The 19,405-nt window shown below is 61.1% G+C and carries 17 protein-coding genes and 1 pseudogene; all 18 read right to left on the reverse strand.

Features of this window, described 5'->3' with window-relative positions; translation table 11 throughout:
- Positions 1-2 precede the first annotated feature (2 nt).
- Positions 3-914: a DNA-3-methyladenine glycosylase 2 gene (locus ACQ4MM_RS19620; protein ID WP_431478921.1), complete on the reverse strand. Its 912-nt coding sequence runs from the start codon at positions 912-914 to the stop codon at positions 3-5.
- The gene (locus tag ACQ4MM_RS19625) at positions 911-1,810 is read right to left on the reverse strand and encodes a DMT family transporter (RefSeq protein WP_431478922.1); all 900 of its coding nucleotides are present in this window, start codon (positions 1,808-1,810) and stop codon (positions 911-913) included. Before ACQ4MM_RS19625 ends, ACQ4MM_RS19620 begins: the two co-directional genes overlap by 4 nt.
- A 148-nt stretch (positions 1,811-1,958) precedes the next feature.
- Positions 1,959-2,966: an XdhC family protein gene (locus tag ACQ4MM_RS19630; protein ID WP_431478923.1), complete on the reverse strand. Its 1,008-nt coding sequence runs from the start codon at positions 2,964-2,966 to the stop codon at positions 1,959-1,961.
- 20 nt (positions 2,967-2,986) lie between these two features.
- Entirely contained in the window at positions 2,987-3,376 is a 390-nt protein-coding gene (locus tag ACQ4MM_RS19635) for a surface-adhesin E family protein (protein ID WP_431478924.1), read from the reverse strand.
- Positions 3,373-4,482: a M48 family metalloprotease gene (locus tag ACQ4MM_RS19640; RefSeq protein WP_431478925.1), complete on the reverse strand. Its 1,110-nt coding sequence runs from the start codon at positions 4,480-4,482 to the stop codon at positions 3,373-3,375. The genes ACQ4MM_RS19635 and ACQ4MM_RS19640 overlap by 4 nt, the downstream gene beginning before the upstream one ends.
- A 10-nt stretch (positions 4,483-4,492) precedes the next feature.
- Positions 4,493-4,942, reverse strand: a complete 450-nt coding sequence (gene dut, locus ACQ4MM_RS19645) for a dUTP diphosphatase (RefSeq protein WP_431478926.1) — start codon at positions 4,940-4,942, stop codon at positions 4,493-4,495.
- Positions 4,939-6,159, reverse strand: coding sequence for a bifunctional phosphopantothenoylcysteine decarboxylase/phosphopantothenate--cysteine ligase CoaBC (gene coaBC / locus ACQ4MM_RS19650; protein WP_431478927.1), 1,221 nt, complete (start codon positions 6,157-6,159; stop codon positions 4,939-4,941). Before coaBC ends, dut begins: the two co-directional genes overlap by 4 nt.
- 10 nt (positions 6,160-6,169) lie before the next feature.
- Entirely contained in the window at positions 6,170-6,682 is a 513-nt protein-coding gene (lspA, locus tag ACQ4MM_RS19655) for a signal peptidase II (RefSeq protein WP_431478928.1), read from the reverse strand.
- Positions 6,683-6,732: 50 nt separating this feature from the next.
- Positions 6,733-9,597 carry an isoleucine--tRNA ligase gene (gene ileS, locus ACQ4MM_RS19660; RefSeq protein ID WP_431478929.1) on the reverse strand — a complete coding sequence of 955 codons (2,865 nt, stop codon included), beginning with the start codon at positions 9,595-9,597 and terminating at the stop codon, positions 6,733-6,735.
- An 11-nt stretch (positions 9,598-9,608) separates the two neighbouring features.
- A complete protein-coding gene (locus ACQ4MM_RS19665) occupies positions 9,609-10,559 on the reverse strand; it encodes a bifunctional riboflavin kinase/FAD synthetase (protein ID WP_431478930.1) in 951 nt (316 codons plus the stop codon).
- A gap of 102 nt (positions 10,560-10,661) precedes the next feature.
- Positions 10,662-11,873, reverse strand: coding sequence for a tetratricopeptide repeat protein (locus tag ACQ4MM_RS19670; RefSeq protein ID WP_431478931.1), 1,212 nt, complete (start codon positions 11,871-11,873; stop codon positions 10,662-10,664).
- Between the two features lie 84 nt (positions 11,874-11,957).
- Complete coding sequence (locus ACQ4MM_RS19675) at positions 11,958-12,380, reverse strand: ExbD/TolR family protein (RefSeq protein ID WP_200953793.1); 423 nt, start codon at positions 12,378-12,380, stop codon at positions 11,958-11,960.
- A gap of 55 nt (positions 12,381-12,435) precedes the next feature.
- Positions 12,436-12,861, reverse strand: a complete 426-nt coding sequence (locus tag ACQ4MM_RS19680; protein ID WP_090441649.1) for an ExbD/TolR family protein — start codon at positions 12,859-12,861, stop codon at positions 12,436-12,438.
- 4 nt (positions 12,862-12,865) lie between these two features.
- Entirely contained in the window at positions 12,866-13,786 is a 921-nt protein-coding gene (locus tag ACQ4MM_RS19685) for a MotA/TolQ/ExbB proton channel family protein (RefSeq protein ID WP_431478932.1), read from the reverse strand.
- Positions 13,787-13,873: 87 nt separating this feature from the next.
- The gene (locus tag ACQ4MM_RS19690; protein WP_431479057.1) at positions 13,874-14,536 is read right to left on the reverse strand and encodes an energy transducer TonB; all 663 of its coding nucleotides are present in this window, start codon (positions 14,534-14,536) and stop codon (positions 13,874-13,876) included.
- A 366-nt stretch (positions 14,537-14,902) separates the two neighbouring features.
- On the reverse strand, positions 14,903-16,432 hold the full coding sequence (locus ACQ4MM_RS19695) for a SpoVR family protein (protein WP_431479058.1): 1,530 nt from the start codon (positions 16,430-16,432) through the stop codon (positions 14,903-14,905).
- 5 nt (positions 16,433-16,437) lie between these two features.
- The gene (locus tag ACQ4MM_RS19700) at positions 16,438-17,706 is read right to left on the reverse strand and encodes a YeaH/YhbH family protein (protein ID WP_431478933.1); all 1,269 of its coding nucleotides are present in this window, start codon (positions 17,704-17,706) and stop codon (positions 16,438-16,440) included.
- A gap of 49 nt (positions 17,707-17,755) precedes the next feature.
- Positions 17,756-19,402: pseudogene (locus ACQ4MM_RS19705) on the reverse strand (PrkA family serine protein kinase).
- Between the last annotated feature and the right edge of the window lie 3 nt (positions 19,403-19,405).

The raw sequence follows: 19,405 nt of genomic DNA on the forward strand, positions 1-19,405 counted from the left end.
GCTCAGGCCTCGAAAGCCAGGCTAGCCCACAGGTGGGCCGCCGCCATCGTGCGGTGCGGTGAGTAGCGCTGCAGCAGGGCTTCGGTGCGCGCCATGTCCGGTTTGCTCTCTTCACCCAGCAAGCGTTGCAGCGCTGCGCGAATGGCCACGTCGCCGTGCAGCGAGCAGTCGGCGAAGCCATAGCCGCGCAACAGGGCGTAGTTGACGGTCCAGGGGCCGATGCCTTTGACCGCCAGCAGGTTGTGGCAGATGGTTGCGATCGGGTTGTCTGCGCGCTCCTCGATATCGAGTTCGCCGGCAGCGACCAGTTGGGCGAAGCGGATCAGGGTTTCAGCCTTGGCGCGCGAGAATTTGCGCGTTGTCAGGTCTTCAACGGCAAGCTTCGCCACATCGGCCGCCTCCGGATAGCACCACAGCCCATCCTTGTGCTGGCGGCCGGCCTGCAGGATGAAGGTGCGGCGCAGGGCGATCGCGAAGGTCAGGTTGATTTGCTGGCCGATGATGGCCCAGGTCAGGGCTTCGAACACGGTGGCGGACTGCACGATCCGCAGGCCCGGTTGGCGCGCAACCAGGGGGCCGAGCAGCTGGTCCTCGCGTGCGAACGCAACAAAAGGTGCCGGGTCGATGTGCAAGCCCAGGATGTTGCGCGCAGCAGCTTCGATTTGCATTGCCAGCGCAGGTGGAACTTTGCGGGCACGCGGCAGGTCGATCTCGGCCTCACAGTCGACCGAGCGTGCGCGCCCCTTCGGCAGCGCGACGGCCAGTATCACCGGCACCCCATCCAGCAGCATGCCCTTGCGGATCGCCTCGGCACTTACCTGTTCCGCGACGCTTTCGGCATCGCGGCCATGAAAGGCCAGGACATCCTGCACCCGGTACGCGGTGGGCAGGGCAAGCGAAAAAGTATGCTTCATGCGGCCTCGGTCTTTTGCGCCCAGGGCAGCTTGACCTTGTAGCCGGTAACCAGCATGGTGCCGGTGATAACGATGGCCGCGCCGGCCACCGTGTACCAGCCCACCACCTCATGCAGGAACAGCGCGCCCCACAGGATGCCGAACAAGGGGTTCAGGAAGGTGACCGTCAGGGCCGAAGTCGGCCCCACGTCGCGCACCAGCCCGAAGTACAGCAGGTAAGCGATGCCGCTGCACAGCACACCCAGCGCCAAAGCCGCCCCCATGATGCCAATGGTCGGTTCGCCCGGCTGCGGGAAGATGGCCAGGGACGGGATAGTCAGCAAGGCAGCCGCCCACATGCTGCCATGGGCGTTAGCGAAAGGCTCCACGCCCTGCGCCGCTTTGGATACCTTGGTATAGGTGGTGGCGATGCTGTAGCTGAAGGCGGCCAGGGTGGCGGCCGCGATGGCCAGTCCCGCGCCATCCTTGCTGCTGACGTGGTCGAAGCCGACCAGCATCGCCACGCCCGCCGTGCCGAGCACCAGTCCCAGCATCACGCGCCCGGAAACCATATGGCGATGCCACACGGCGCCGACGATGGCGCCCCAGATCGGCGCGGTCGCATTCAGCACCGACAGCACGGAAGCGGTCAGCGTCTTTGCCGCAAAGGCGAACAGCAGGAAGGGCAGGGCAGAGTTAAAGAAACCCAGCACCAGGTAATGCTTCCAGTGCCGGCCCAGGTCCAGCGGTTTGCGCAGCACCAGCGCCACCACTGCCAGGAAGACAGCCGCAAACGTCACGCGATACTCGATCAGCACACCCGGCCCCAGCACCGGCGCCGCAATGCGCATGAACAGGAAAGAGCCGCCCCAGATGGCAGCCAGCAAGATCAATTTGAGAAGGTTCGAAGTATTCATACGGTTCAGTTCGTGTCACACCTTGGGGTCACACCCCAAGTGGGACACGTGCTCATCTGTCATGCGGTTGAGGCCGTGTCTCATTTCGGGTGTGACCCCATGGTGGGACACGGGCTGGGCTGTTGCAAGCTGCTTCTTGCGATTGAATTCATGTCGGGCAGGCGGGGCCGGGGGGCGTTGCCAGGGCGGCGGCATGGTTGATCTGCAGCACTTCGGGGACGCCGTTCTTGACCGCTGTCATTTCGGCCAGGATGGAAATGGCGATTTCGGGCGGGGTCTTGCTGCCGATGTACAGCCCGATCGGGCCGTGCAGGCGGGCGATCTGCTGTTCCGTCAGGTCGAATTGCAGCAGCCGTTCGCGCCGTTTCGTATTGTTGGCGCGCGAGCCGATGGCGCCGATGTAGAAGGCGTCGGATTTGAGGGCCTCCATCAGGGCCATGTCGTCCAGCTTGGGGTCGTGCGTCAATGCCACCACCGCGCTGCGGGAGTCGAGCTGCATTTCAATGACCAGGTCGTCCGGCATGGCGTGCACCAGCGGTACCTCGGGCAGGGCCCAGCCGGCACGGTATTCTTCGCGCGGGTCGCACACGGTGACGTGGTAATCCATGGCGGTGGCAATCTGCGCCAGCATGCGCGATAACTGGCCGGCGCCGATGATCAGCAACCGCCAGCGCGGGCCGTGCTGGGTGACCAGCAGCCCGGCGCTGTGCTCCAGCTGCGCGCCGGCACGCGCGCGTTCCAGCGTGACGGCACCGTTGCCCAGGTTGAGCGTGCGTGCCACCAGTTCATGCGCGGCCAGACGTCCCAGCAACTCGTCGATGCGGCTGTGCGGGCCGAGGGGCTCGAGTGCCAGCTCGATGGTGCCGCCGCAGGGCAGGCCGAAGCGGTGGGCTTCGTCGGCGGTGATGCCATAGCTGACCACCTCGGGCACTTCGCGCACAATGCCTTGTTTGCGTACGCGCTCGATCAGGTCGTCCTCGATACAGCCGCCGGAGACCGAGCCGACCACGCGGCCGTCGTCGCAGATGGCCAGGGTGGCGCCGACCGGGCGCGGGCTGGAGCCCCAGGTGCGGATGACCGTGACCAGTTCACAGCGGTGTCCCGCTGCCAGCCATGCTGAGCAAGTCTTGAGTACTTCGAGGTCGATGCTGTCCATGCACCGCACTATAGCAAGGGTCAGCGCTTTTTGCAGACGGCCTGCAAGGCCTTGTCGGGCGGGCTGTCGGGCGCGATCGTTTCGGGATCGTAGGCTTCGTATTTGAAGGTGCCGACCGGCTCACCCTTGCCCAGGACATCGGCGTGGAAGGTCTGGCTGAGCAGGGTACGGGTGCCGGCGTCGCAGGCATACAGGTGCAGCGAGCGCACCGAGAGATACATCTTGGCGTCGGGCGCAGTCTGCGGCTTGCGGAAGGTTTCCATGGTCCAGGCCTTGCGCCCTTCCGCAACGCTGCGCACGGACTTGCGGTCCAGCAGGAGGGTGCTGTCCTTGTCCTTGGAAACCGTGGTCCAGGGTCCCGCCAGTGCCATGCCAGGCGCCAGGGCGAGCAGCAGGACCGCCGTTTTCATGGCAGCAGCGGGCGCTTGGCGGCCTGCTTGGCCTTGATTTCGGAAACGCTGCGGTCCATCGCGGCCAGGCGTGCGGTGACGTTCGGATGGATCGCGGTGTAGCCGTTCAGCGCCGTCGCAGGATATTGGCCGGACAGGCGTTGCCAGAAGCTATGCGCGTTGCCGATGTTGTAGCCGGCACGCGCCAGCATGTACAGCGCCAGGTTGTCGGCAGCCACGTCGTAATCGGCCGGCATCGGCCGCACGCCGGCGGTGCCGACCAGCATGGTCAGGTCAGGCCGCACCGCCGCCAGGTTGTCGATGATGCTGGCCATGGTGGCGGTGCTGCGCATGGTGCCGGCGTGGCCCAGGATGTTATGCGCCAGTTCCTTTGCCATCACATAAGCCACCGCTTCATCGCTCTGCGCGAAGTTGATCATGCCGCGCGTCAGCATGACGCGGCTGCCATCGTTGTAGGCGTTCACATTGTCGGAGTTGCCCAGGTCGACGCGGAACGCACAGGCACGGGTCACCGGTACGTTCAGGGTCTGGTTGTTGCCGCTGCGGGCAATGGTCATGCTCAAGGTGGCGCTGTTGGCGGTCAATGGACCAAAGACGGCAGCGGCCTTGCTTTCGGCATCGTGGCCTTTCGGCAGCGGCTTGCCGCCGGCGGCGATCAGGTCGTCGCCCTTGCGCAGGCCGGCCTTGGCGGCGCCGCTGCCGGCCAGTACGCTGGACACTTGCAGCACGTCGTCGTAACCGAGTACGGCGCTCGAAGCGTCGGCGTATTCGCCCGGGTAGGAGTACTTGTTCTTGGCGGTGAAGCCGAGCAGGTTGCGCGCCTGTGCCTTGCACAAGTCGGCGTTATTGATCAACAGCGGGGCGGCGATGCGGTACAGCCGTTCCTGCAGACCGGCGATCACTTTCAGGTTGTCGCGTGCGGCCTGCATTTGCGGCGTCACCACCGGCGCGGCAGGCGCGCTTGGCGGCATCGGCTGCGCCGGTGCGGCGGGTTCGCTGCCGGGCTGGATGGTGGAGCAGGCGGAGAGCAGGAGCGCGGCCGCAATCGCGGGCCAGGTCAGCCGGCGCGCCGGCGAAGAGATGTGATTGCGTTGCTCTACTGCCATAGATATTTCCTCAGTGCTTGCCTGTGCTGCCGAAACCTCCGGCGCCGCGGTCGCTGGCTTCGAAGTCGTCGACCACATTGAAGCCAACCTGCAGCACGGGCACGATGATCAATTGCGCCAGGCGCTCCATTGGGTTCAGCGTAAACGTGTTGAAGCCCCGGTTCCAGGTAGACACCATCAATTGTCCCTGGTAATCGGAGTCAATCAAGCCTACCAGATTCCCCAGAACAATGCCGTTCTTGTGGCCCATGCCGGAGCGCGGCAGGATCATGGCGGCGTAGCCTGGATCGGCAATGTGGATGGCGAGGCCGGTCGGCACCAGCACGGTCTGGCCTGGCTCGATCACCAGCGGTGCGTCGATGCAGGCGCGCAGGTCGAGGCCCGCGCTACCAGGCGTTGCATAAGCCGGCATCAGTTCTTTCATGCGCGGGTCGAGGATCTTGACGTCTACAGTTTTCATTGGAAGAGAGAGTTCTTGTCGATGCGTTTGGCGATTTCGGAGATCAGTTGGCGCGCCAGCGTGAGCTTGTCGGCGCGCGGCAGGATGGTATGTCCGTTTTCGTCAAACAGGATGATGGTGTTGTCGTCCTGGCCGAAGGTGTTGTGGCCGATGTTGCCGACCAGGAGGGGAATGCCTTTGCGTTCGCGTTTGCTGGCGCCGTACTCGATCAGGTTTTCCGATTCGGCGGCGAAGCCCACGCAGTAAGGCCAGCCGGCCAGGCTGGTGCGGGTGGCCACGCTGGCCAGGATGTCCGGATTCTGTTCGAACTTCAGTTCCGGCACGCTGCCGTCGCCGGTTTTCTTGACCTTCTGCGCGCTCGGATTCACTACCTTCCAGTCCGCCACGGCGGCGACGGAGATGAATACGTGCTGGCCGCCGATCTGGTCCATCACGGCGTCGAACATCTGCTGCGCGCTCTTGACGTCGTGGCGCTCGACGCCGAACGGCGTGGCCAGTGCGGTCGGGCCGGACACCAGGGTCACTTCCGCGCCGGCTTCACGCGCGGCGCGTGCCACCGCGTAGCCCATCTTGCCGGAAGAGAGATTGGTAATGCCGCGCACCGGATCGATGGCTTCGAAAGTCGGTCCGGCGGTAATCAGGATGCGCTTGCCGGCCAGGACTTTCGGCTGGAAGGCGGCGATCATTTCCGCCAGCAGTTGTTCCGGTTCCAGCATGCGGCCCAGGCCAACCTCGCCGCAAGCCTGGTCGCCGGCCGCCGGGCCGAAGACGGTGATGCCGTCCGCCTGCACCTGCTCCACATTGCGCTGGGTGGCCGGGTTGGACCACATTTCAACGTTCATGGCGGGGGCAACCAGCAGCGGCACGCGGCTCGGACGGGCCAGGCACATGGTCGACAGCAGGTCGTCGCACACGCCGTGCGCCAGCTTGTAAATAAAGTCGGCGGAGCAGGGCGCGATCAGGATGGCATCGGCGTCGCGGGTGACGTCGATGTGGGCCATATTGTTGTTCACGCGCGGATCCCACTGGCTGCTGAACACCGGCTTGCCGGACAGCGCCTGCATCGTCACCGCTGTGATGAAGTGGGTGGCGGCGTCGGTCATCACGACCTGCACCGAAGCCCCTTCCCTGGTCAATGCCCGGCACAGTTCGGCGGCTTTGTAACAAGCCACGCCGCCGGACAAGCCTAAGACGATTTTTTTGCCAGTCAGTTCCATATTACTGCTCCTACTTGTTCACGCGGCGCAGTTCGTCCAGTACGAACAGTGCGGCACCAATGCAGATGGCGGTGTCGGCGATGTTAAAGGCCGGGAAGTGGCCGAAGCCGCTCCAGTGGAAATCCAGGAAGTCGATCACGTGGCCGTGCCAGATGCGGTCGATCACGTTGCCGACAGCGCCGCCCAGGATCAGCGACAGGGCCCAGCAGAACATGCGCTGGCCGCTATGGCGCATCAGCAGGTAGATGATGTACAGCGCCGCGAAGACGCCGATCGCGGTGAACAGGTGGCGCTGCCAGCCGCCTTCGTTGGCCAGGAAGCTGAATGCGGCGCCCTTGTTATAGGCCAGGACCAGGTTGAAGAAGCTGGTGACGACTTTCTCCTCGCCGTACACGAACAGCTTGCTGATCGTGATCTTTGAAAGCTGGTCCAGCAGGATGATGATGAAGGCGATGCCCAGCCAGGGGGCCATGCTGCCGGAGGCGGGTTTGCTGCTGAAGGTGTTGGTCTTTTTGGTGGCCATGAAGATTCGAGGTGAGGGCCGCCGCGCAGCAGCGCGGCGGCAAAGCCTTATCAGGCGAACTTGCGGGACTCGCCGGCGCCGAACAGGTTGGAGTGGCAACGGCCGCACAAGCCCGGGTGGTCGGCGTGCGAGCCTACGTCGGCGCGGTAGTGCCAGCAGCGCTCGCACTTCTGCGCGGTCGAGGCGGCGACGTTGACCGCTTCATCCGTTTCGGACGCCACTTCGATGGCCTTGGCCAGCGAGGTGATGAAGATGAACTTCAGGTCGTCATCCAGCGAGGACAGCGCCCTGAACTTGTCGCCGGACGCCTTGATCTCCAGTTCCGCCTGCAGCGAAGAGCCGATCGCGCCGGAGCCCCGCAGTTCTTCCAGTTGCTTGGTGACGTCGGCACGCACGGCGATGATGGTCGCGTACTTGGCCATCAGGGCTTCTGCATCCGCCAGTTCCGGCAGCTGCCACCAGGTCTGGGTGTAGATGGTTTCGTCGCTGGCCTTGAAGCTTTCTTCGCCGGCGAACGATGCCCACGCCTCTTCGGCGGTGAAGCACAGGATCGGGGCCATCAGGCGCAGCAGCGACTGGGTGATGTGCCACAGTGCGGTCTGCGCGGAACGGCGCGCCTTGGAGTCCACGGCGGTGGTGTACAGGCGGTCCTTCAGGATGTCCAGGTAGAAGCCGCCCAGGTCTTCGGAGCAGAAGTTCTGCAGCTTGGACACGACTGGGTGGAACTCGTAACGCTCATAGTGAGCGGACAGCTGCGCCTGCAGTGCCGCCATATTGGCCAGCGCATAGCGGTCGATTTCCAGCAGCTCGGCGACCGGCACGGCGTTCGCCTTCGGATCGAAGTCCGAGGTATTGGCCAGCAGGAAGCGCAGGGTGTTGCGGATGCGGCGATACGATTCGGTCACGCGCTTCAGGATCTCGTCGGAGATCGACAGCTCTGAAGTGTAGTCGGTGGCGGCAACCCACAGGCGCAGGATGTCGGCGCCCAGGGTATCGGACACCTTCTGCGGTGCGACGGTGTTGCCGATCGACTTGGACATCTTCTTGCCTTCGCCGTCGACCACGAAGCCGTGGGTCAGCAGCTGCTTGTACGGCGGACGGCCGTTCAGCATCGAAGAAGTCAGCAGCGAGGAGTGGAACCAGCCGCGGTGCTGGTCCGAACCTTCCAGGTACAGGTCGGCCGGGAAATGCGACTGCTCAGGGTGCGAGCCGCGCAGCACGGTCTGGTGCGTGCAGCCGGAGTCGAACCACACGTCCAGCGTGTCCTTGTTCTTTTCGTAGTGGGCCGCGTCGTCTCCCAGCAGGGTGGCGGCGTCCAGCGCGTGCCAGGCGTCGATGCCGCCTTGCTCGATCAGCTTGGACACCTGCTCCAGCAGTTCCGGCGTGCGCGGGTGCAGCTCGCCGGTTTCCTTGTGGATGAAGACGGCCATCGGCACGCCCCACTGGCGCTGGCGCGACAGGGTCCAGTCAGGACGGTTGGCGATCATGCCGTGCAGGCGCGCCTTGCCCCAGTCGGGGAAGAATTCAGTGGCTTCGATGCCTTCCAGCGCGGTTTCGCGCAGGGTGGAACCGCCGTCCAGCGGCTGGATGTCCATGCCGGCGAACCACTGCGAAGTGGCGCGGTAGACGATCGGGGTCTTGTGGCGCCAGCAGTGCATGTAGCTGTGGTCGAACATCTTCAGTTCGAACAGGGCGCCCGCTTCGCGCAGCGCTTCGCAGATCGGCTTGGAGGCTTCCCAGATGCCCATGCCGCCGAACAGCGGCAGGGAAGGGATGTATTTGCCGTCGCCCATCACCGGCTTCAGGATCTCGTCATCCTTCATGCCGTGCGATTTGCAGGAGACGAAGTCGTCCTGGCCGTAGGCCGGCGCCGAGTGCACCACGCCGGTGCCGCTTTCAGTGGTCACGTAGTCGGCGATATACACCGGCGACAGGCGGTCGTAGAAGGCGTCGCGAGCGTGCAGCGGGTGCTTGAAGGCGATGCCGGCCAGCTTGTCGCCAGTGGCGGTGGCAATGATGCTGCCTTCCAGTTTATAGCGTTCGAGGCAGGATGCCACCAGGTCCTTGGCCAGGATCAGCAGCAGCGGCTTGCCTTCGCGTTCGGTCTGCACCAGCGCGTAGGTCACCTCGTGGTGCATGTTCAGCGCCTGGTTGGACGGGATGGTCCAAGGCGTGGTGGTCCAGATCACCACGAAGCCGTCGCCGGCCGGCAGGACAGGCAGGCCGAAGGCTGCTGCCAGCTTGTCGTGTTCGTGGAAGGCGAAACCGACGTCGATCGCCGGGTCGCGCTTGTTCTGGTATTCCACTTCCGCTTCCGCCAGGGCGGAGCCGCAATCGAAGCACCAGTTGACCGGCTTCAGGCCGCGATAGACGTAGCCTTTTTCCAGCAGCTTGCCCAGGGCGCGCAGCTCGTCGGCCTCGTTACCGTAGTTCATGGTCAGGTAAGGATTGTCCCATTCACCCAGTACACCGAGGCGGATGAAGTCCTTCTTCTGGCGCTCGACCTGCTCGTGCGCATAGGCGCGAGCCTTGGTCAGCACGTCGGCGGTCGGCAGGTTTTTGCCGTGCAGTTTTTCGATCTGGATCTCGATCGGCATGCCGTGGCAATCCCAGCCCGGCACATAAGGCGCGTCGAAGCCGGACAGGGTGCGCGACTTGACCACGATGTCCTTCAGGATCTTGTTGACGGCGTGGCCGATGTGGATGTCGCCGTTGGCGTACGGAGGACCGTCATGCAGCACGAACTTCGGGCGGCCGGCGGCAGCCTTGCGCACGCGTTCATAGATCTTCTTGTCCTGCCATTGCTTGACCCAGCCCGGTTCGCGCTTGGCCAGGTCGCCGCGCATAGGGAATGGGGTTTCGGTCATATTGACCGGGTATTTGCTCTCAGGCTTCTTTGCTTTGTTGTCGGACATGATAAATAACGTTAGTTTTTGTTTCGGGTGGCGAAGAAGGCGCGTGCTTGGTCGGCGTCGCGCTCGATGGCTTTGACCAGGGTAGGCAGGTCAATGAACTTTTCTTCGTCACGTATCTTTTGCAGGAATTCGACGCGCGCCACCTTGCCGTAGCAGTTCTGGGCGAAGTCGAAGACGTGGACTTCCAGCAGCACGCGCCCGGCGTCTTCCACCGTCGGGCGTACGCCCAGGCTGGCCACGGCCGGCAACGGCTGGTCGCCCAGGCCATGCACCTGCACGATGAAGATGCCGGCGAGGGCAGGGCGGTGCGGCACGCGCAGGTTCAGCGTCGGGAAGCCGATATCGCGCCCCAGCTTGGCACCGTGGATCACGTGGCCGGAAATCGAATAAGGATGGCCCAGCAGCGCCTGCGCATGCGGGAAATCGCCCTCGGAGAGCGCACTGCGCACGGCCGAAGAGGAAATGCGGGTCTCGCCATTGCGCACGGTCGGCAGCACTTCGACTTCAAAGCCGTACTGCCGGCCTGCCTCGGCCAGCAGGGCCACATTGCCGGCGCGCTTGGCGCCGTAGCAGAAATCGTCACCCACCATCAGCCATTTGACGTGCAGGCCTTCCACCAGCACTTTCTCGACGAAGGTTTGCGGCGACTGGCCGGCAAAGGCGTCGCAGAAATGCTCGACGATTACGCGGTCCACGCCATTGTTCTCCAGCGCCTGCAGCTTGTCGCGCAGGTTGGCGATGCGGGGCGGGGCTTTCGACAGGTCGCCCATCTTGCGGGCAAAGAATTCGCGCGGATGCGGCTCGAAAGTCATCACGGCCGATTCCAGTCCAAGGCGATCGGCTGCAGCGCGCACGCGTGCCAACAACGCCTGGTGGCCGCGGTGGACACCGTCGAAGTTGCCAATCGTCAAGGCGCAGGGCGCACGCGCCGCTGCATTGGGAAGTCCGCGAAATACCTTCATGCTGGTGTTGTTTGGCGTAAATGCTTGATTATACGTGCTGAAAGACAAAAAGCGCTGCCTGCGGGTGCAGGCAGCGCTTTTCTTGGCTCAGCCCGGCTTTGCTTAGACCGGGTTGTTAATGTACATGGTCCAGTAGCGGGCCAGTTCCGGCTCGCCAGCGCTGCCTTTGACCGACTTCAGGGTGCTGATGGCGGCAGATTTCTTGCCGGCAACATACTGAGCTACGCCGTAATGCAGCTTCATTTCTTCCGGCTTGCGGCCAGTGCCCAGCTTGATCGCTTCTTCCATCAGCTTCAGGCCATCGGCCTTGCCGTCGGTAACCATGGCATAGCCCAGGTTGGCCAGGCCGTCAGCATCCTTTTCCTTGCGGAAGTTGGCTTCCTGGGTGGCAGCGTTCTTCTGCTGGTCGGCCAGGGTCTTGGCTGCCAGGTCCTTCAGGCGCTGGTGGCGGCCGGCGTCGGCGCCGGTGCCCAGGGCACCTTTCTTGTAGCCTTCGTCGACGATCTTCAGGGCTTCGGCAGCATTGCCTGCTTGCAGGGCGAGCTGGCCCATTTCCATGAATTCAGCCGGCTTGGCGATCTGCTTCAGGGCCAGCTTGAGGCGCATCACGTCCAGGTTCAGGGAGGAGGAGAAACCTGGCTTGCCTATCACGCGGTTCAGCAGGTCAGCCCAGTAGGATGCCTTTGGATAGGAAGCCGCCAGTTTTTCCAGGGTCTGCACGTAGCCGGCCTTGTCGTTCTGCTTCAGCTGGATATTGGCCAGCATTTGCAGGCTGCCTTCAGATTTGGCGCCTTGCAGTTCCTTGGCCGCTTCGTTCAGCTTGCCGCTCTGGTAGTAGGTCTGGATCAGTTGCTCGCGCATCTGGCCGTTGTTCGGATTATCCTTCAGGACCTTCTGGATGTAGGTGATCGCTTTTGGATAGTCACGCGCGCGCAGGTAGATGCTGGCCAGGGCTTCGGTGATCTTTGGCGCTTGCGCGGAAGACAGCTTAGGCGAAGCCAGCACTTGCTCGAATGCGCGGGCCGCGGTTTCATTCTCGCCAGCAGCGGTTGCGGCCGAGCCACGGGTGTATTCGATCTGGAATTTTTCCAGTTCGGACTTGCCGCCGACGGCATCCGCTTCCTTCAGTTTCGCCAGGGCTTCCTTGTAACGGCCGGAGGAGGCCAGTTTCTGCGCTTCCTGCAGTGGCTTGCCCACTTCAGCGCGTACGTTCTCGGCATAGGCGATGGACGAAACGCCCATCATTGGAACGGCAGCATTGAAACCGATTGCGGCCATTACCAGGCCAAAATGTGCGAGACGAAACTTAATCATGGGGTGATTTTCTTTCTTCAAAATGCGAAATAGGCAGGATAACCTGCCTATTTGGGAAAATAAAGGGTGTGTTGGCCCAATTATTTACTGGAACTGCTCGTTGCCGACCAGACCAATCTTGGTGACGCCCAGACGCTGGGCCGAAGCCATAACGCCTGCAACCACGCTGTAGTTAACCAGCTTGTTCGGGCGCAGGTGCACTTCAGGCTGGTCAGCCTGTGCCGCTACGGCGATCAGCTTGTTTTCCAGGGCAGGGCGGTCAGGTACGACCACATTGTCCCACAGGATGGTGCCGTCGAAGTCAACGTCGATGGTCACGACCACAGGTTCCTTGGTTGGCGGTGGCGGGGTGCCGACCGGCATATTCAGGTTGACCGAGTGATTCGCTTTTGGAATGGTGATGATCAGCAGAATGATCAGTACCAGCATGACGTCGATCATCGGCGTCATGTTCATTTCCATCATCGGTTCCGACTCACCGCCGGAACTGCCTACGCTCATACTCATGAAATGTGTTCCTTTTCAGAAGGCCGCCCCCGATACAGCCGGGGGCGGCTTGTTCTTACATCTTATCAGGTGGTTCGGTGATGAAACCGACCTTCTGGATGCCAGCGCGCTGGGTGGTGTAGATTACACGGCCGATCGATTCATATTTCGCGTCTTTGTCGCCGCGGACATGAACTTCAGGCTGAGGCACCTTCACAGCTTCCTCTTTCAGAAAATCGAACAGCTCATTCGCGTCGCGCATTTTCTTCTGGTTCCAGTAGATGTCGCCATCTTTGTTAACAACGATGTTGACGTTCTCTGGCTTGGTCTGGATTGCCTGGTTGATCTCTTCCGGCAGGTTGATCTTCTGCAGTTTGAGAACGACCGGGCTCGTGATCAGGAAGATGATCAGCAGAACCAGCATGATGTCCACGAGCGGAGTCGTGTTGATCTCACTGTTAAAGCTGTCGTCTCCGCCTTCGGAGCCTACGGACATCGACATGGTATTAACCTACTTTTTTCGACGAAGCAGCAGCGTTCGAGGTGGACATTGCGCCGGAGATCAGCACGGAGTGCACGTCAGCGGAGAACGAACGTACATCTTCCATTGCGGTCTTGTTACGACGCAGCAGCCAGTTGTAACCCAGAACTGCAGGAACTGCGACCAGCAGACCGAAAGCGGTCATGATCAGCGCTTCACCGACTGGACCTGCAACTTTGTCGATCGATGCGTTACCGGTCATACCGATGTTGGTCAGCGCGCCGTAAATACCCCAGACGGTACCGAACAGGCCGATGAACGGAGCGGTGGAACCAACGGTTGCCAGGAAGGACAGGCCATCGGACAGGCGGGACTGCACTTTGTCAACAGCGCGCTGGATGGACATGGTCACCCAGGTCGACAGGTCGATTTGTTCCAGCAGGGCGCCGTCGTGGTGAGCGGTTGCCTTGGTGCCGGATTCAGCGATGAAGCGGAATGGGGAACCTTCGGTCAGGGTCGCGGTACCGGCAGCGATCGAGGATGCTTTCCAGAACTTGGCAGCGGTTTCTTTCTGCTGTTTGAAGATCTTCTGTTGGTCGAAGATCTTGGTCACGATGATGTACCAGGAACCGATCGACATGATCGACAGGATGATCAGGGTAGCACGAGCAACGAAGCCGGCTTCCCACACAGCGGCGATACCGAATGGGTTTTCGACTTCTTCTTTAGCAGCTGGAGCAGCGGCGGCAGCTGGAGCGGCTGCTTCTGCTGCTGGAGCGGCTGCCGCGTCGGCTGCTGGAGCTGCAGGTGCGTCAGCGGCTGGAGCCGTAGCGGCTGCCGAGGCAGGCGCGTCAGCCATGGCTGGGGCGCTTACCAGGGCGGTAGCTGCGGTCACCGAGAACAGCACAGCGGCCAGTACAGCGGACAAACGGGTATTCTTAAACATGCTTCCTCCAAATTTGAAAAATAATCAGTTCGCTGGCTTAAACGACAACGGACTTACTTAGTTGCGAGACGGTGCTTTGTCTCAGGTTTATTCCAGCGTCCAGACGTATTGCATCTGTTGCCAGGTTTCTTGTGGATGGCCATCCACCGTGGCTGGCTTGAATTTGCACTTGGCGATACCGACGACGGCAGCCTTGTCCAAATCACGGAAACCACTAGATTTCACTACTTTCGAATCGCCGACACGGCCGTCCGCACTGATCAGGAACGACAGGGTCACAGTACCGGTTTCTTCGTTACGCAGCGACGACTTCGGCCATTCTGGCTTGGCGCAGGTACCAAAGTCGACCACAGCCGGGGTCTTCACACCAGTGGCCGGAGGGGCTGTCGGTGCTGGTGCCGCTGGAGGGGCTGGGCGAATATCGGTGGATGTTGGCTTCACGCTGGTCGCGTTAGCGATCACGTTCTGCGCTGGCGGCGGTTGCTGCACGTTCACTTCAACCGGAGGAATGAATGGCGGTGGTGGTGCCTTCATCTCTGGTGGCGGTGGCGGTGGTGGCAGTTCTTTTGGCGGAGGCGGGGCTACCTCCTCGATGATCTTGGTCTCCACCGGTTCGATCATCTTGCTAATCATTTTCTTGCCCAGGCCAGATACGATGCCGTAACCAGCTACAAGGTGCAGGACTACGACGAACGCGATGCCCGTATAGTTCTTCTTCCCGGCAATTTTCTCGTTATCACTGAAATTCATGCCTGCTTTCTCCAATACCAACTCTTGTGTTGCTACCTTTTAAACCCCCAAAATGGCGACACAAAGCTACAGCCGCATCCGGGACGTCGGCGAATTATACATACGAATTTTGGATTTTTGCATAGAATTTTGTCCCGAAAACCGTTTAAATTTCATGCCCTTAGCCCCATATTGGCAGGCCGTGACCAGACGACTGCAAAGTGGTCTGGCAGAAAAAGCAAGAGAAAATTGACCAATCTTTCGCCCCTGCGATTGATCTTCATCACTTTTTCTTCATGACAAAAGATTGCTCGCCAACAGCGTCGGCGAGCCTGAGGAAATTCGGTGAAGTGTGTTGCTTCGACGTAACTCTGTCAAAAGCGGCGCTCAGATCACCCGGTTGCGCTTCTCGCGCTTGCACTCGATGGTGCTGATCACCTGGCCATCCGGCGAGACCGTATCCAGGTGAACGTCGAATCCCCAGAGCCGGGCCACGTGCTTCAGTACTTCATTGGCCTGCTGGTTGAGGGGGCGGCGGTTGTACTGCGTGTGGCGCAGTGTCAGGGCGCGGTCGTCGCGGGTGTTGACCGACCATACCTGTATATTAGGCTCGCGGTTGCCCAGGTTGTACTGGTCGGCCAGCATTTGCCGCACATAGCGGTAGCCCAGTTCGTCGTGGATGGCAGAGACGGCCAGCTTGTCGTTCTTGTCGTCATCTAATACAGCAAAGAAATGGAACTCGCGGATCAGGCGCGGCGAAAGGTATTGGGCGATGAAGCTTTCGTCCTTGAAATTACGCATCGCGAAGTCGAGCGTCTTCTTCCAGTCGCTGCCGGCGATATCGGGGAACCATTCGCGGTCTTCTTGCGTGGGGTTCTCGCAGATTCGTCGGATGTCTGACATCATGGCGAAGCCCAGCGCATAAGGATTGATCCCGTTGTAATACGGGCTATGCACCGGCGGCTGGTACACCACATTGGTATGGCTCTTCAGGAATTCCATCATGAAGCCATCGCTGATCACGCCCTCGTCGTACAACTGGTTGAGGATGGTGTAATGCCAGAAGGTGGCCCAGCCTTCGTTCATCACCTGGGTCTGGCGCTGCGGGTAGAAATACTGGCTGATCTTGCGCACGATGCGCACGATCTCGCGCTGCCACGGTTCCAGCAGCGGCGCGTACTTCTCTATAAAGTACAGCAGGTTTTCTTCCGGCTCGGGCGGGAAGCGCAGTGCCGGCTTGTCGACCGCTTCTTCTTCGCGCCGCGGCAGGGTGCGCCACAATTCGTTGATCTGCGATTGCAGGTAGGCTTCGCGCTCCTTCTGCTTCATCGCTTCCTGCGCCAGCGAGAGCTTGGCCGGCCGCTTGTAGCGGTCGACGCCATAGTGCTGGATCGCGTGGCAAGAGTCGAGCAGCAATTCAATGGCATCGATGCCATGCCGCTGTTCGCACTCGGTGATGTAATTCTTGGCAAACACCATGTAATCGATGATGGCGTCGGCATCGGTCCAGGTCTTGAACAGGTAGTTGCCCTTGAAGAAAGAATTGTGGCCATAGGCAGCGTGGGCAATGACCAGCGCCTGCATGGTCAGGCTGTTCTCCTCCATTAGATAGGCGATGCAGGGATTGGAATTGATGACGATCTCATACGCCAATCCCATCTGCCCGCGCTTGTAGCCTTTCTCGGTGGCCAGGAAATGCTTGCCGAACGACCAGTGCGCATACGATACCGGCATGCCGACCGAGGTGTAGGCATCCATCATTTGCTCGGCAGTAATGATCTCCAGCTGGTTGGGATAGGTATCCAGCCCGAAGTTGTGCGCCACGCGGCGGATTTCCTCGTGCGCCTGCTCGATCAGTTCAAACGTCCATTCGGATTGCTCCGGCAGGGCCCGGGGATGAGGTGGGCGCTTGGTCATCTGGTTCATTTTGGTTGCTTCTTGAACAGTTCGCGGAACACCGGATAGATATCGGCCGGCGTGACTATCTTCTGCATGGCGAAGTGCTGGTGGTATTCGGGAATCTGGGCGTACTGCTCCCACAGGTTCTGTGGCGGGCCATCGGTGATTTCGACATAAGTGTAGTACTGCACCTTGGGCATGATGGTGTTGACCAGCAGTTGCCGGCACAGCACCGAGTCGTTGTCCCAGTTGTCGCCGTCGGATGCTTGCGCCACGTACGCGTTCCAGCTGCCGCTGCCAAAGCGCTCGTCGATGACCTTGTTCAGCAGGTGCAGGGCGGAAGACACCACGGTGCCGCCCGATTCGCGCGAGTGGAAGAATTCATTCTCGTCCACTTCCGACGCGGCCGTATGGTGGCGGATGAACACCACTTCAATCTTGTCGTACACGCGTTTGAGGAACAGGTAAAGCAGGATGAAGAAGCGCTTGGCCGTATCCTTGCGCTGCTCGTCCATCGAGCCGGACACGTCCATGATGCAGAACATCACGGCCTGGGTCATCGGCTTCGGCACCTTGATGCGGTTGGAGTAGCGCAGGTCGAAGGGATCGATGAAGGGGATCGCCAGCAGCCGGGTGTGCAGGTGGTGGATCAGTTTCTTCAGTTCGATCACCTGCGGGTCGTCGAGCGGGGCGCCGGCTACCAGCAGTTCCTCCAGCTCGCGTTCGGCCTCGATCAGGCGCTTGCGCGAACTGCCGCCCACCGCGATGCGGCGGCCGAGGGCGCCGCGCAGGGAGCGCAGCACGTGGATGTTGGACGGCGTGCCGGACACCGTGTACCCGGCGCGCTGCGGCTTGAATTCCGTGGTCGCCGTGAGCTGGGTCTTGATCATGTGCGGCAGTTCCAGGTCTTCGAAGAAGTAGTTCATGAATTCTTCGCGCGACAATTCGAAGATGAAATCATCCTCGCTGGTCTGGTCGCTATTGCCTGCACGGCCGCGGCCGCTGCCCCCGCCGCCCTTGGGACGGTTGATCTGGTCGCCTTTCTGGTATTCCTCGTTGCCGGGGTTGACCACTTCCCACACACCGCCGTGGGCGTGGCCGAACGAGGGCTCGTTCACGTCCTTGACGGGGATCGATACTTTTTCGCCGTTTTCGATGTCGGTGATCGAGCGCCCCTTGATGGCGCGCCCGACGGCATCCTTGATCTGGCCCTTGTAACGCCGCAAAAACCGTTCGCGGTTGACCGCGGACTTGTTCTTGCCCTGCAAACGACGGTCGATGAGGTAAGTCATGTGCCTCCTGCCTGCTTGATTGGCGCGTCCTGATTATCCCACTTCTCGATCAGGACGACTTCCGCACGCGCAGATACCATTCGCACAGCAGCCGGACCTGCTTGGCCGTGTAGCCTTTTTCCACCATGCGCGCCACGAAGTCGGCGTGCTTGTTGGCGTCCTCGGCGCTGGCCTTGGCGTTGAAGGAAATCACCGGCAGCAGTTCCTCGGTGTTGGAGAACATTTTCTTTTCGATCACGGTGCGGAATTTCTCGTAACTGGTCCAGGCCGGGTTCTTGCCGCCGTTATTGGCACGCGCCCGCAGCCCGAAGTTGACGATCTCGTTGCGGAAGTCCTTCGGATTGGAAATCCCGGCCGGCTTCTCGATTTTCTCCAGTTCGTTGTTCAGCGATTCGCGGTCGAAGCTCTCGCCGGTATCCGGGTCGCGGTATTCCTGGTCCTGGATCCAGAAGTCGGCAAAGGTCACGTAGCGGTCGAAGATGTTCTGGCCGTATTCGGAGTAGCTCTCCAGGTAGGCAGTCTGGATTTCCTTGCCGATGAACTCGACATAGCGCTGGGCCAGGTGCTCTTTTATATAGGAGAAGTACTTTTGTTCGGTCTCCGGCGGAAACTGTTCGCGTTCGACCTGCTGTTCCAGCACATACAGCAGGTGCACCGGGTTGGCCGCCACCTCGGTCGAGTCGAAGTTGAAGACCTTGGACAGGATCTTGAAGGCGAAACGCGTCGACAGCCCGCTCATGCCCTCGTCGACCCCGGCATAGTCCACGTATTCGTGGATGGACTTGGCTTTCGGATCGGTATCCTTGAGATTTTCACCGTCGTACACCAGCATCTTGCTGAAAATACTCGAGTTTTCCGGCTCCTTCAGGCGCGACAGGATGGCGAACTGCGACATCATGCGCAGCGTGCCGGGGGCGCAAGGCGCCTTGTCGAGCGAGGAATTGTGCAGCAGTTTCTCGTAAATCTTGATTTCGTCGGCAACGCGCAGGCAGTACGGCACCTTCACTATATAGATACGGTCGAGGAATGCCTCGTTGTTGCGGTTGTTCTTGAAGCTCTTCCACTCCGACTCATTCGAGTGCGCCAGGATGATGCCTTCGAACGGGATGGCGCCGAGGCCTTCGGTACCCTTGTAGTTGCCTTCCTGGGTGGCGGTCAGCAGCGGGTGCAGCACCTTGATCGGGGCCTTGAACATTTCGACGAATTCCATCAAGCCCTGGTTGGCCAGGCACAGGCCGCCGGAATAGCTGTAGGCGTCGGGATCGTCCTGGGCATAGTCCTCCAGCTTGCGGATATCGACCTTGCCGACCAGGGGAGGAAATGTCCTGGTTGTTTTCGTCGCCCGGCTCGGTCTTGGAGATGGCGGTCTGTTTCAGCACGGAAGGGGTAGCGCTTGACCACGCGGGAACTGGTTGATATCGCCATTGAACTCATGCAGGCGCTTGACCGCCCATGGTGACGGGATGTTGCGCAGGTAGCGGCGCGGAATGCCGTAATCCTCTTCCAGGATGGTGCCATCTTCCCCCTCGCTGAACAGGCCGAGCGGCGACTCGTTCACTGGCGAGCCTTTCAGGCAGTAGAACGGCACTTCTTCCATCAATTGCTTGAGCTTTTCCGCAATCGAGGACTTGCCGCCGCCCACCGGGCCCAGCAGGTAGAGGATCTGCTTGCGCTCCTTCCAGCCCTTGCGCGGCATGGC

It is taken from the genome of Massilia eburnea (assembly GCF_050709955.1).
In the GTDB taxonomy this organism is placed as follows: domain Bacteria; phylum Pseudomonadota; class Gammaproteobacteria; order Burkholderiales; family Burkholderiaceae_D; genus Rugamonas; species Rugamonas eburnea_A.

What these genes read in the sequence shown, in the direction of transcription:
- ACQ4MM_RS19620 (WP_431478921.1), bottom strand. Translation starts at nt 914, where the DNA reads ATGAAGCATACTTTTTCGCTTGCCCTGCCCACCGCGTACCGGGTGCAG.
- ACQ4MM_RS19625 (WP_431478922.1), bottom strand. Translation starts at nt 1,810, where the DNA reads ATGAATACTTCGAACCTTCTCAAATTGATCTTGCTGGCTGCCATCTGG.
- ACQ4MM_RS19630 (WP_431478923.1), bottom strand. Translation starts at nt 2,966, where the DNA reads ATGGACAGCATCGACCTCGAAGTACTCAAGACTTGCTCAGCATGGCTG.
- ACQ4MM_RS19635 (WP_431478924.1), bottom strand. Translation starts at nt 3,376, where the DNA reads ATGAAAACGGCGGTCCTGCTGCTCGCCCTGGCGCCTGGCATGGCACTG.
- ACQ4MM_RS19640 (WP_431478925.1), bottom strand. Translation starts at nt 4,482, where the DNA reads ATGGCAGTAGAGCAACGCAATCACATCTCTTCGCCGGCGCGCCGGCTG.
- dut (WP_431478926.1), bottom strand. Translation starts at nt 4,942, where the DNA reads ATGAAAACTGTAGACGTCAAGATCCTCGACCCGCGCATGAAAGAACTG.
- coaBC (WP_431478927.1), bottom strand. Translation starts at nt 6,159, where the DNA reads ATGGAACTGACTGGCAAAAAAATCGTCTTAGGCTTGTCCGGCGGCGTG.
- lspA (WP_431478928.1), bottom strand. Translation starts at nt 6,682, where the DNA reads ATGGCCACCAAAAAGACCAACACCTTCAGCAGCAAACCCGCCTCCGGC.
- ileS (WP_431478929.1), bottom strand. Translation starts at nt 9,597, where the DNA reads ATGTCCGACAACAAAGCAAAGAAGCCTGAGAGCAAATACCCGGTCAAT.
- ACQ4MM_RS19665 (WP_431478930.1), bottom strand. Translation starts at nt 10,559, where the DNA reads ATGAAGGTATTTCGCGGACTTCCCAATGCAGCGGCGCGTGCGCCCTGC.
- ACQ4MM_RS19670 (WP_431478931.1), bottom strand. Translation starts at nt 11,873, where the DNA reads ATGATTAAGTTTCGTCTCGCACATTTTGGCCTGGTAATGGCCGCAATC.
- ACQ4MM_RS19675 (WP_200953793.1), bottom strand. Translation starts at nt 12,380, where the DNA reads ATGAGTATGAGCGTAGGCAGTTCCGGCGGTGAGTCGGAACCGATGATG.
- ACQ4MM_RS19680 (WP_090441649.1), bottom strand. Translation starts at nt 12,861, where the DNA reads ATGTCGATGTCCGTAGGCTCCGAAGGCGGAGACGACAGCTTTAACAGT.
- ACQ4MM_RS19685 (WP_431478932.1), bottom strand. Translation starts at nt 13,786, where the DNA reads ATGTTTAAGAATACCCGTTTGTCCGCTGTACTGGCCGCTGTGCTGTTC.
- ACQ4MM_RS19690 (WP_431479057.1), bottom strand. Translation starts at nt 14,536, where the DNA reads ATGAATTTCAGTGATAACGAGAAAATTGCCGGGAAGAAGAACTATACG.
- ACQ4MM_RS19695 (WP_431479058.1), bottom strand. Translation starts at nt 16,432, where the DNA reads ATGACCAAGCGCCCACCTCATCCCCGGGCCCTGCCGGAGCAATCCGAA.
- ACQ4MM_RS19700 (WP_431478933.1), bottom strand. Translation starts at nt 17,706, where the DNA reads ATGACTTACCTCATCGACCGTCGTTTGCAGGGCAAGAACAAGTCCGCG.